Source organism: Wolbachia endosymbiont of Drosophila incompta, from assembly GCF_001758565.1.
Lineage (GTDB): Bacteria > Pseudomonadota > Alphaproteobacteria > Rickettsiales > Anaplasmataceae > Wolbachia > Wolbachia pipientis.
In genome coordinates this window covers 399,252-411,721 of the sequence record NZ_CP011148.1, presented here as the reverse complement: position 1 = coordinate 411,721, position 12,470 = coordinate 399,252, and the positions used below count along the sequence as shown (strand labels likewise).

Genomic DNA, 12,470 nt, shown 5'->3' with positions numbered 1-12,470 from the left:
TTTTAGAATTTTTACTGAAAAATGATTACTGCTACCACCCAAAGGTATCGGCATGTTCATTTTTTGGAATCCAGGCAATAAGTATTGAAACCAGTTCATATACTCCAGAGAAAAGAATTTTGTGAGAAAATTATAATCACAATTGTAGTAATTTAATTTCGCCTGTACACAGGCAAGCTTATCGTCGTCCTTATTAAATTCAATCAGTGCTTTTTTTAACTGCAATGGGTCTGGTTTATCGTCCGCATCATATATTACTGCATACTTTCCTCTAGCAAAGCTCATAGCATAATTGCATGACTTGGCTTTTGTTCTAGGCAAAGAATGAGGCACTTTTATTACTTCAAAATACTGCGGTAAAGTGTACTTTTCTATAGCTGCTAGCGTTTCTTGGTCATCACTTTCTACCTGAAGCTTCACATCTAATTTTGATTTTGGATAATCCAAACTTTCAATGCTTTCGATCAATTGCTCTATCACTGCACTTTCTTTAAAAGCAGGCAATAAAATAGTATATATAGGAAAATCTTCTTCATTCAGCTTACTACAATCCACTTTTTGATTAGAGGTTTCACATAAGCTAAAAACTGTAGCTATAAACTTGAATAAATAACTAGAACATCCGATTATAAATATCAACATCAAAGCAAAATATGTATATTTCTCTGTTAGTGTTAAAATTGAAGTTACAATAAAGAAAGAAGCAAAAAATATTGAGCTTAGTTTAATGCTTTTAGCTGAAAAATTAGGATTCTTGTAATATAAGTAGTTGCTTGCAAATTCTGAAATACCAAAGTGCGAGTTAAGAAGATTTAAAATCTGTTCGCTATCCACTTTTATTAATACATAGTCAATGCCGTAATGAGCTTCGACCCAACGGTTGATATCTCGGCTTGTGTCTTCAACCATAAAAAAAGTAGTATCATTTAATTTTTGCCAAGGAATTATATTAAATTTATAGTAAAAAAGTTTCTCTTGCTCTTTGCACAAACTAGAATCAAACTTAATTTTTTCTACATTATCAGCTTGAAGTATAGGCATTAAACCTAATGCAATTTTTTATTTAAGTCACGTGAAAATGAAGATATGACCTCGCTACTACGCTTATCATCTTTACGTTCATGCATTATTTTTTTTACAGCATCAGCAGCTATACTCGCTGTGTTAGCCTGTAAATCTCCAAGAGCTTTTTCAACTTGGTCAGTGACTTTCTTCAAGTTAGAATGGGCATTGTCATCTAATGTCTGATCTAGCTGCTGTCTATTGTGCTTAATGATACTATTAGCTTTATCAAGTGCTTCATTCATCATTTTATTAACTTCTGCATCTAATTCTTTGTATTTTTTAGAAGATTTTTTGTAATACTCCAACATATCTTTCCTGAATTTTTCAGTTTCTTCACTTGAAAATTTGCTTTTGTTACGCTTATTGTTAAGCGCATTTTTTATCACTTTCTTTAGCAATTTATACGAAAGGACAAAACTTACCAAGAAGGCAAGACCGATAATCAGTGATGTAGACATAAAAACCCCTAAAATTCTTTGGACACCAAGTCAGCAATAAATTCCTCTTCAATTTCAGAATTAGTCAATTTAGTATAATAAATTAAAGCAATACTAGTAGCCATTTGTTTTAACTGATCAGTATATTCAGATTTAAATTCTGCCACTTTTTTTTCAATAAGCTTGCTCTTTTTTTTATCTTCCTCTTCTAATATATTCTTAACATTAGCTCTCATTTCTTCTACCTGAGCAAGTGCATCATCTATGATTTTTTTTGCCTGTATTCTAGCTTGGGTTAAAGCTGCGTTATACTTGGTAATCTGATCTTCCGTAAGTCTTAAAAGATGAACAGAACTATTAAAAGAACCCAATACTTCTTTACTTCTAGTGCTTATTATTTCATCTAACTTTGGCAAAAATAAACAACTTACTACGAAAAAAAGTGAAGAGAAAAAAATTAAAAACCAAAAAACTTGAGAAAAGAAGGTTGAAACATCAAGCTGTGGCATCTGTTAAGCAGCAAATATTAATAACATTGCAAGTACAAACGCAAGCAATCCCATGATTTCAACCATGGCAGCACCAATATAAACATAACTTTTCATTTTACCTTCTGATTCAGGGTTTCTCGCAATCCCATTTAACATAGCAGAGAAGATATTAGCTATACCTAAACCAGCGCCGAGCATTCCAAACACAGCTAAACCAATTGCTATAAATTTTAAAGCTACTAAATCCATATATTACCTTTAATTATTTCTTTATAATATAATTGTAAAATATTCTACAAGGAAGTCAATTACTTTACTGCATCTGACAAATATACACATGTTAATATAGTAAATATATAAGCTTGTAAAATTGCAACAAATACTTCAAATCCTATCAATGCAATTATGAACAAAAACGGCGCAGGAGTGAAAAATATGTTCATATTTACAATAAACCCTGCTATCACTTTGATGATTGTATGACCAGCAATCATATTTGCTGCAAGCCTTATTGATAGGCTAACCGGCCTTACTAAATAAGCAAACAACTTAATAATAATTATTATAGGTGCAAGCCACGAAGGAGTTCCTTTTGGTAGCAATATGCGTAAAAATTCTACTCCCCTTTCTTTAAATCCAACAATCGTTATATAAATAAAAACCACCATCGATAAAGCGAAGGTGACTATCACATGACTTGTGACCGTGAAACTATAAGGAAGAACACCAACTAAATTACACGATAAAATGAAAATAAATACTGTGAATATCAATGGAATGTGCTGCAAGCCTTTGCTTCCAGTGTTATTTTCTATTATTGAAATAACAAAATCATATACATACTCAACTGCAGCTTGCAAATATCCTGGTATTACTGACCCCTTCTTTATTCCAAAAAGCAAAAAGAGTATCATCAATATCACCGAAATCATCGTGAAAAAAGATGAATTGGTAAAGCTTACGTCATACCCAAATAACCTAGGTAACTCTATTATTGTATATACCTTAAACTGCTCCAGTGGATTTAGTGCCATTTTAATCTGAATTATAAACAGTAAATAAAGTATGAATTTTATAGGACAAAGTCAAGAATTAAGATAAGGCTCTGTATTATTATAACATTAACATATTAACAAAATATGTAATTAGAATGTTAATTACAGTCAGCTCTGTATTTTAAAATTTACTAATCTTGTTAAATTATTCAATATCTTGACTTAATATCTTATTTTGATTATAATTTAATTTTTAGTGAGGTATATAATGAACGAAATAGATTTTATTAACACTAATCATCCTTTAAATTTGGAGCAGGAATTTGGTAACGGATACATCGAATCAGTAGATTGTTTCCTTGACGAAGATACTCGCGATTATTACATAGGACTCAACAATGCAATAATACACTTCTTTTTTGATGGTAACATTGATGAGGATGCCTGGGATTATGAAAGTCTTAAATTCTTTCTGGAGATAGATTTAAAAGGTGATATAGAAAAAATTCTTTCTCTTCGCAAGAAGATATAAAGTTACAAAAGCTTCTACATCATAAACAATGATGTAGAAGTATTCCACTACAACAAGCTTTAAAAGCACTACATTTTATATTACAATAACTTTTTCACTTCTTTTTAGGTCCATGAAATTCACATTATCTTGGTTATTAGAGTACTTAGAAACCAATGCTAGTTTAGAAGAAATTACCGATAAATTAACTCACATAGGGTTAGAAGTAGAAGATGTGATCGATAATTCCAGATTGACTGGGTTTATCGTTGCAGAGGTATTAGAAGTCGTACCTCATCCAAATGCTGATAAATTAAAATTATGTAAAGTAGATGACGGAAGTAAAATTCTACAAATAGTTTGCGGAGCAAACAATGTTAGAGAAGGTATGAAAACTGTGCTTGCATCTCTTGGTAGCACATTGCCAGAAAGTGATTTCACAATCAAGCCCACAAAAATACGAGGAGTGCTAAGTGAAGGGATGCTCTGCTCTGCTTCTGAACTTGCGCTGGTTCAAGAGGAAAGTGAAGGAATAATCGAGCTTTCCGATGATTATAAAGTAGGGGATAAATTTTTCAATTGTGACCCTGTAATTGATATAAATGTTACTCCAAACCGTGGAGATTGCTTAGGCATTTATGGAATAGCTCGCGACCTTGCTGCAACTGGAATTGGGACATTAAAGACTTTAAGCATTCCACAACTTACCAGCTCCATAAATTCACCAATCGATGTTGAAGTTACTGACGGGGAAAGTTTTATTAGTGGAATATACATCGCCAATGTAAAAAATCAAGAAAGCCCAAAATGGTTAAAAGATAGGCTGGAATCGATAGGAATGCGCTCCATTTCTGCAATAGTTGATATCACGAACTATATTATGATATCTTTCAGCCGCCCAATGCACGCGTATGATGCAAAAAAAATAGAAGGAGAGCTCACAGTACGCAAAGCAAACGACGGAGAAAAATTTGCTGGTTTGAACGGTAAAGAATACTTATTAAACAAAGACATAAGCGTTATTGCAGGTGATAAAAATATTCATGGAATTGCTGGAATTATAGGTGGTAAGTGCAGTGAATGTACTCTTGAAACTACTGATATCTTTTTAGAGTCTGCTTGGTTCGATCCCATCTCTATTACTAAATCTTCAAGGCAGCTCGGCATCTCCACAGACGCTAGTTACAGATTTGCACGTTCAGTTGATCCTGAATTTACTTTTGATGGACTCAACCTTGCAGCTAAAATGATTCTGGACTTATGTGGTGGAGAAACCTCAAGCGTAGTGTCTGCTGGCAGTTTAGATAGTGCTGACACCAAGGTGAGCTTTGATTATCAGGATGTGAACAAGTTTGGAAGTGTGTCTGTATCGCCTGATGAGGTGCTTGATATCTTAACGAAACTAGGGTTTAGTATTGATAAAAAAACCGAAGGCAATTGGAATGTACAAGTACCAAGCTGGAGACCGGACGTGACAATACCGGCTGACCTAATCGAAGAAGTAACAAGGATATACGGCTATGACAAAATAAAAGAAGAACCACTACCAAATAATGTTGAAGAAGTAGATAGTACATACGACAATTTGCGTATTTTGATGACAAACAGAGGGTTTCATGAAGTGCTAACCTGGTCGTTTATGAGTGAATCAACAGCTGAAAAATTTGGTTACTCGAATAAGTTATTTATCATCGATAATCCGTTTAACAATAGCTTTAATATAATGAGACCAAGTATTATGCCAAATTTATTGCAAGTTACTGCTGATAATATTGCCCATGGAATATCTGATCTTGCAATCTTCGAAATCGGGCCGATTTACGATGGTGAAGCTCAGTCTAAGTATGTTTTAAGTGGAATTAGGTCAGGAAATAATTTACCGCGAAACCATTATAATACTGATAGGAAAGTAGATGTTTTTGACGCAAAGGCTGATTGCATAGCAGCTTTGGAGTTTTTTAACGTTAATTGTGATAATTTAACGATAGAGAAAGCAGAAAAAGAACATTACCACCCAGGAAAGTCAGGCACTCTCTCTTTTAAGAATAAAGTAGCAGGTTATTTTGGAGAGTTGCATCCTAATATATTAGATCTTTTTGATATCAAGCAAAAAGTTGTAGGTTTTGAGGTAATACTAGAAAATATTGAAAATTTACCTGTAAGTAGAAAGAAATTTATCGATTATAAATACCAAAGTGTAAAACGTGATTTTGCATTTATAGTAAATAAGGATGTGGAAGTAGGTAACATAATCAATGTGATAAAAAAAAGCTCAGAGCTCATCACAGAAGTTTTGATATTCGATGTATACCATGGAAATAATATAGAACCGAATAAGATGTCTATAGCGTTGTCAGTTACTTTTTGCTCTCCAATCCACACTTTAACTGAAAAAGAGATCCAAAAAGAATCAAGTGCTATAGTTAATTTAGTATGTGAAAATACCGGAGGAACTTTGAGAACTTATCGTTGAGTCACAATCATAGTTTCCTGCCGTTGCTGTGTCACACTTACTTCATCCAATTTATTTCCAATATTGAATTCAATATCCTTGAAAAATCTATCCCACATTCCATGCAAATGCTCTTCTATTTTAGGCCACACATCATTTTTAAATGTTACCCCATCATCAGAAAATAAATTACCTAAAAAGGCTCCAATACCTTCATAATTTGACTGAAAACATTGAAGAAATGTCTCTCCTTCTTTATAAGTATTATGTGCCACATTTAACGCTTTTCTCTCTGTAGTCTCTTTATAAGCATTTGATGCTCCAATCTTTATTGCACCAAACATAACTTTACTCCAGTTCTTAACTTTCTGTATACAACCTTCACTATTTCCTGGTATATTATTTATTATATTTTTTGTCAAATTGTCTATCAAAGGAGACAATAAATTTTGACTAAAATGTTTGATATTATCTTTTGTTTTAATTACAGGATATTTGATGCGTTTTTCTGCTAAACAGTACTCCAGTTCTGCTCTTTCTAATAACTTCTTGATTTCTTTTTCATCAAAAGTTTCAAGCTTGAATACCTTCAGTAAATCATCTTCTATTACTGCAAATTTTATTTTTTCACGAGACGTTAGTTCTTCTTTATAATCATTTTTTGTTTCTTCATTTATCAATAATTCTTTTTTGCCTAATTCTAACTGTTTTAATGCTTTCAGAATTTCTTCATTCCTTTTTAAGAGCACTTCTATTGATCTTGTACCCGGATGCCCTTTTTCCCTGTTATTTTGTTCAGCTTGTAAACGCTTATTTTGATCTTTGAGTGTTTGTTCTAATGTAGATTTTTCTAAATGTCCTTCATCTTGCACGCGAAAAGCTTCAATTATTTCTGCTAGACCTGATTCACCATATTTTCTTAATTTCTTGCATAAACGTAAAACACCCTTTTTTTGTTCTCGAAGTAACCTTTGCACTTTATATTTTTTTATTTCTAAATACATCTTTTCTATAAAGTCATTTATTTTAGCTGAAGCTTCCTTATCCGATGGAACCTTTACTTTTTTTTCTAAATCTTCAAGCTGCTTCCTTAGGCTTTGCTTCTCCTTATCCGGTATATCTGATTGACTTAACTTACCTTGAACTTTTTTCATTACTGATTTTATCAGCCTGCGCTCAATCTCTTGATCATCATATTCGAATTTAAAAAGGTCTTCTAACCCCCTTTTTAAGGTGTCATTTGTTAAGCTACTGTTTTCATGTATTTCTTTTAATTTCTTATATATATTGTTACACCTTGTTTGACCTATTCCTCTTAAACTCTCTAATTCCTGTCTCACTAAAGAATTTTTTATCTCATCTTCCAGCGAAAAATCTTCTCCCCGTCTATCTCGCTGAAACTTAATTGCTTGTATAAAGGCAACTTGATAAGCACTTTGTATTAAGTGACTTGTCAAATTAGGACCTATACTATCTACCACTTTCGACTTGAATTCGTTCAATAATTCCTTCAATTTATCATATGTAATCTCTTTCTTTTCTAGCTTTATCAGTTCTTCCATAGTCTTCGCAAATTCCTGAATAGAAGTTGCAAGCACATCCTTGATTTCATTGCGTAAGGGCTTAAGACCATTTTTTAAATTGATGTTAGTTGACAATTTCAGTACGATGCTATGCTCTGAATTCCGCGTCACATCAAACCACTTGTTATTTTCATTTTCATACAAATCTCTAAGCAATCGTTTAAATTGCGGTGGAAATTCTATTTCCATATCCCACGCAATATTTGGTCCAGTAACTTCCTTTTCATGAAAAGACACCTCAATATTTTGATGCTTATTAGAATACCGCCCCATACTTATTTTAAGAGCAGTAACTAAAGAGTGAGATAAATCTCTATTTAAAAGATAAAAAGTAGCCAAAGCAATTGTTGCAGGAACAACTAAGGCTACAAGTACAGCCATATTAACAAAAATTGCTATTGCAGCAAGAACACCATATGCCAATCTTTTTGGCACGCCAGTTTCACTCTTTTTTGTCTTATCTTCCCCTACACTGTCTTGTGTCTTGCTGTTTGCTTGAAATCTACTGCATACGACTAATCCCAGTGCAGTAAAAGCAATATAAGGAAGCATTAAAACTGACAGAGCTAAATTTAATATTTTCTTTTCTGGGCAAGTTCTATTTGTTTCCTTAAATATTTCGCTTGATATATTATACCAGGAAGTAAAAAAATCAGAGTTATAATCTTTATAATGAAATATACTGAGTGGAACGTTAAAATTAGCTAACGGCTCTTGTTCTTCCACAGCATCAAAAAATTCTTCTTCCTCTTCTGAAGTAGCAAGACCTAAATTATTCCCTTCTTCTACATTAGAAACAGCTTCCATAGCATCAAAAAACTCTTCTTCCTCCTCCAAAGTAACAACAGATTCTGCTTTACCTAAACCACCACTATTGTTAACAACTTCTTCATAATCATCTGCAACAGCTTTATTCATATTATAACCTTATCCAATTACCTTAAGTATAGCATAAATACTGACAATCTTGCAACTTTATTAAAAATTTAACGCTCAATACTAACACTTAAATCCTGATATTCCTTAGAATAGAAGTTAGTTCCAATTTCTGTATTAATGTCCAAAGATAAGGCAAGGGTCTGCTCTTTTATATATTCAAACCACGTATTTATTGCTTCCTTAATTTTCTCTTCTTCTGTTTTGATTATTACTCTGATTCTATCTGATATATGAAAATCAGCTTGTTTTCTGGTTTCTTGAATGAGCCTCACGACATCTCTCGCTAACCCTTCTAGAATTAATTCATCATTTAGTTCAGTATTTAGAATGACAATCCCTTTATTGTTATCAAATACAGAGGAATATTCACTGTTTGCTTTTAACAATAGTTCATATTCGCCTTTTTCTATAATATAGTTCTCTGATTCGTCTCCTAGAAATATCTGCTCATTCTCAACTTGCTTCCATTTTCCCTCCTTGACATATTGAACTAGCTTCTTGATTTTGTCTGGAATTCTTTTCCCAAGCAGTGGGAAATTTAGCTTTAACTCTAGTGATGCAATACCTTCAAGTCTGTTTACTAATTCCAAGCTTTTTACATTCACCTCATCTTTTATCATCTCCTGGTACTCATTTGAATCTGCAGCACACTGGATCCCAGTGTCAGCTACTTGGATAACAGGAGAGAACTCTGGGATGACAGAAAGCGGTTCACCTTCAAGAAAACTACAGGAAGACTGATGATAAATGATCATACTGCCAAGCGGCTGTCTGATACGTATATTAAAAGTGTTTCTGATCGAAAGTGCAGAGTTGCACACCTCTCTCACTAGATCCATCTTGGCAATGAGCTGACTATCAAACTTCTCTAATTGTGGAAAATTAGCCAAATGAACAGATGTTTCTTCATACTTAAGCCCTTGCCATATATTCTCTGTTATAAGTGGCAACAAAGGAGCTGCAGCTCTTAGTATGTAATAAAAAACCGTATATAGAACATTATAAGCATCAGTTTTATCCTGATCCAAATCACTTTTCCAAAAACGCTCGCGACTGCGACGAATATACCAGTTATTCAGCACTTCAAAAAAATCTATCAGAATTTTGCAAGCCTCTTGGGAGCTATAGCTGTTCATAGAAGCTTGGATACTTTCTACAGCTTCAAAACATTTGGAAATCATGTAGCGATCAATAGTACTTTGATAATCCTTACAAACTTCAGCTTTAATTCCATCTGCATTTGCATACATAGTAAAAAAGTGATAACTGTTCCAAATAGGTTTTATTACGTTTTTCAGAACATCTCGTATTGAGTTTCCTTCTTTATCGAGTAGCAAATTACCACCACAAATAATAGATCCAGAAAGCATAAGAAAACGCAGTGCATCAGAACCGTATCTATCAAAAACCTCCATTGGATCTGCATAGTTATTCAAACGTTTGGACAATTTTTGCCCTTTTACATCCAAAACAACACCGTGGCATATGCAGTTCTTAAATGGTTCCCTATTAAACAAAGCAGTGGACAATACAAAGAGCGTATAAAACCACCCCCTGGTTTGCGCTATGTATTCAGTGATAAAATCCGCAGATTCAAACCACTCCTTATTTTCAAACGGATAGTGGATTTGCGCAAATGGCATCGAGCCAGATTCAAACCAGCAGTCAAACACGTCAGGTACACGGCGCATCACTGATTTTCCTGTTGGATCATCAGGATTTAGTCTTGTTAAAGTATCGATAAATGGTCTGTGCAAGTCGTCTATTTTAACATTAAAATCTCTCTCCAGTTCTTCTATTGAACCATATACATCTACTCTTGGATATCTCGCATCATCTGATTTCCATACAGGGATTGGCGTACCCCAGAATCGATTGCGTGAAATTGACCAGTCGTGTGCCCCTTCAAGCCATTTTCCAAATTGACCATCTCTAATGTGGTTTGGTATCCAATTAACTCTCTTATTTAGCTCTACCATTCTGCTTTTGAATTTTGTAACAGCAACATACCAAGAAGGCATAGTTCGATAGATCAAAGGAGTGTCAGTTCTCCAGCAGTGTGGATAATTGTGAATATATTGCTCAGTCTTAAACCAACTTCCCTGCCCTTTCAATTTTTTTATTACTGTATCATTGGCATCAAAAACATGAACCCCTGCCAAATCTGAAACTTCAGCAGTAAATTTTCCACTGTTATCAATTGGACAAATAACTGGAATATCATGGCTTTGGCAAAGGTAAAAATCTTCCTCACCAAATCCAGGAGCAGTATGCACAACGCCAGTACCGTCTTCTTCCGTCACATAATCAGCAATAAAAACGCGAAATGCATTTTTTGTGTCTTTAAAATAGTCAAACAGTGGTTTGTAAGAAAGACCTGCAAGATCATTCGCTTTAAGTTTTATATTGCAGTTTTCATATGGAATATTGTTTTGTTCAGAGTGGCTGATAAATTTCTCTAAGTAGCTTTCAGCAAAAATGTATATTTCACCATTCATTGAACTTCCTTCACTACTCCCTGTCATCCCAGTGCCCAGACACTGGGATCCAGAAATAGATTCCAGCGTCACGCGCTGGAATGACATCAAAGGGTGGACTGACACTGCACAATACTTAATATCTTTTCCTATTGCTAAAGCCAAGTTGCTCGGCAACGTCCAAGGAGTTGTAGTCCAAGCAAGTAATTTACACTTTCGTTTAACACTTTTAAATTGCTGTGGGTTTTCTAAAAGCTCAAATGCAACAGTTACAGCTTTGCTAACTTTTTCTCTATACGCGTTATCAAGCCTTGTTTCGAAATTAGATAATGGAGTTTCGCATGCCCAGCTATATGGTACAACGCGCACTGATTCATACACCAGACCCTTATCATAAAGCTGCTTGAATGCCCACATGACCGACTCCATGAATGATTTATCCATAGTCTTATAGTCATTGTGAAAGTCTACCCACCTTGCTTGCCTATTTACATACTTCTCCCACTCTGATGAAAATTTCATCACAGAAGTACGGCAATGATCGTTAAATTTATCTATACCAAACTTCTCTATCTCAGTTCTACCAGATATTCCAAGTTCTTTTTCTGCACCCATCTCAGCCGGCAATCCATGGCAATCCCAGCCAAATCTACGTTCAACCCTTTTTTGAAGCATAGTCTGATATCTTGCAAATGCGTCTTTGATGAAACCAGTGAGTAAATGTCCATAATGCGGAAGTCCATTTGCAAACGGAGGCCCATCGTAAAAGACAAAACAATTATCCTTGGAACGTTCTTCAACTGACCGCTCAAAAACTTTGTTTTCCTGCCAAAATTTTATGATTTCCTTTTCTAACGATAAAAAATCAGGACTACTTACTGTATCAGGATAATGCTTTGACTTCATGTTCGCTATGTAAAACTAAAGAATATAGGGCTTTCTGAAAAATTACAAATTCAAAAATATTTCCGTAGCTCACACCCCAACAAACTATTCTGCCGAGCTTCCAATACCTTTTTTTAAGTTTTACTTGCAGTTTTTATTGTTTTACTTAACATTAACCCAAGCTTTAGGGGTATTTTATGGATCAGAAGACAGATAAGTTTCCACAATTTTTAAAAATGTTGTGCTTTGTTGAAATGTGGGAACGTTTCTCTTACTATGGAATGAGGGCACTTTTGGTCNNNTTTTTGACTTCTCACTTAGGTTTCACTGATGAGAGGGCCTTTACTATTTACTCATTATTTGCTGCAACAGGTTATGCTATACCAATACTTGGAGGTTTTTTAGCTGATAAGTTGATGGGATTCCGCAACATGGTGTTGCTTGGAGGGATAGTGATGATAGCAGGTCATGCTTGCATGTCATTGGTTAAGTTTGAACCAGGTTTATTATATTTAGGTTTATCTCTAATAGCCATAGGTACTGGTATGTTTAAAGGGAACGTAACTAACTTACTTAGTTCATGCTATGGCAAAGACGATCCTGAACGTAGCAGAGGCTTTACTTTATTTTACGTA

Annotated in this window: 9 protein-coding genes; 2 read left to right on the top strand and 7 right to left on the bottom strand. The window is 34.2% G+C overall.

Annotated elements, in window-relative coordinates; all coding sequences use genetic code 11:
- From WG67_RS01850 to WG67_RS01830, 5 genes are all read right to left on the bottom strand, one after another.
- The coding region (locus WG67_RS01850) for a glycosyltransferase (protein WP_458694981.1) at positions 1 to 1,041 on the bottom strand (1,041 nt) is incomplete at its 3' end.
- A 5-nt stretch (positions 1,042 to 1,046) separates the two neighbouring features.
- Positions 1,047 to 1,523, bottom strand: coding sequence for a F0F1 ATP synthase subunit B family protein (locus WG67_RS01845; protein WP_070356812.1), 477 nt, complete (start codon positions 1,521 to 1,523; stop codon positions 1,047 to 1,049).
- An 8-nt stretch (positions 1,524 to 1,531) separates the two neighbouring features.
- Positions 1,532 to 2,011 (bottom strand): F0F1 ATP synthase subunit B family protein, encoded by a 480-nt coding sequence (locus WG67_RS01840; protein ID WP_010962584.1) that lies wholly within the window; start codon positions 2,009 to 2,011, stop codon positions 1,532 to 1,534.
- Positions 2,012 to 2,014: 3 nt separating this feature from the next.
- Positions 2,015 to 2,242, bottom strand: coding sequence for a F0F1 ATP synthase subunit C (locus WG67_RS01835; protein WP_006014985.1), 228 nt, complete (start codon positions 2,240 to 2,242; stop codon positions 2,015 to 2,017).
- A gap of 59 nt (positions 2,243 to 2,301) precedes the next feature.
- Complete coding sequence (locus WG67_RS01830; RefSeq protein WP_022626288.1) at positions 2,302 to 3,027, bottom strand: F0F1 ATP synthase subunit A; 726 nt, start codon at positions 3,025 to 3,027, stop codon at positions 2,302 to 2,304.
- Positions 3,028 to 3,256: 229 nt separating this feature from the next.
- On the opposite strand from WG67_RS01830, the gene WG67_RS01825 reads away from it, so the two are divergent.
- Together WG67_RS01825 and pheT are read left to right on the top strand one after the other, a co-directional pair.
- Positions 3,257 to 3,520, top strand: coding sequence for a hypothetical protein (locus WG67_RS01825; protein WP_010962582.1), 264 nt, complete (start codon positions 3,257 to 3,259; stop codon positions 3,518 to 3,520).
- Positions 3,521 to 3,632: 112 nt separating this feature from the next.
- On the top strand, positions 3,633 to 5,972 hold the full coding sequence (gene pheT / locus WG67_RS01820) for a phenylalanine--tRNA ligase subunit beta (protein WP_010962581.1): 2,340 nt from the start codon (positions 3,633 to 3,635) through the stop codon (positions 5,970 to 5,972).
- Here the strand turns inward: pheT and WG67_RS01815 are convergent.
- Both WG67_RS01815 and WG67_RS01810 read right to left on the bottom strand, forming a co-directional pair.
- Positions 5,963 to 8,452, bottom strand: coding sequence for a hypothetical protein (locus WG67_RS01815; protein ID WP_179945730.1), 2,490 nt, complete (start codon positions 8,450 to 8,452; stop codon positions 5,963 to 5,965). The genes pheT and WG67_RS01815 overlap by 10 nt on opposite strands.
- A 68-nt stretch (positions 8,453 to 8,520) precedes the next feature.
- On the bottom strand, positions 8,521 to 11,856 hold the full coding sequence (locus WG67_RS01810; RefSeq protein ID WP_070356811.1) for a class I tRNA ligase family protein: 3,336 nt from the start codon (positions 11,854 to 11,856) through the stop codon (positions 8,521 to 8,523).
- Positions 11,857 to 12,470 lie beyond the last annotated feature (614 nt).

What these genes read in the sequence shown, in the direction of transcription:
- WG67_RS01840 (WP_010962584.1), bottom strand. Translation starts at nt 2,011, where the DNA reads ATGCCACAGCTTGATGTTTCAACCTTCTTTTCTCAAGTTTTTTGGTTT.
- WG67_RS01845 (WP_070356812.1), bottom strand. Translation starts at nt 1,523, where the DNA reads ATGTCTACATCACTGATTATCGGTCTTGCCTTCTTGGTAAGTTTTGTC.
- WG67_RS01835 (WP_006014985.1), bottom strand. Translation starts at nt 2,242, where the DNA reads ATGGATTTAGTAGCTTTAAAATTTATAGCAATTGGTTTAGCTGTGTTT.
- WG67_RS01815 (WP_179945730.1), bottom strand. Translation starts at nt 8,452, where the DNA reads ATGAATAAAGCTGTTGCAGATGATTATGAAGAAGTTGTTAACAATAGT.
- pheT (WP_010962581.1), top strand. Translation starts at nt 3,633, where the DNA reads ATGAAATTCACATTATCTTGGTTATTAGAGTACTTAGAAACCAATGCT.
- WG67_RS01825 (WP_010962582.1), top strand. Translation starts at nt 3,257, where the DNA reads ATGAACGAAATAGATTTTATTAACACTAATCATCCTTTAAATTTGGAG.
- WG67_RS01830 (WP_022626288.1), bottom strand. Translation starts at nt 3,027, where the DNA reads ATGGCACTAAATCCACTGGAGCAGTTTAAGGTATATACAATAATAGAG.
- WG67_RS01810 (WP_070356811.1), bottom strand. Translation starts at nt 11,856, where the DNA reads ATGAAGTCAAAGCATTATCCTGATACAGTAAGTAGTCCTGATTTTTTA.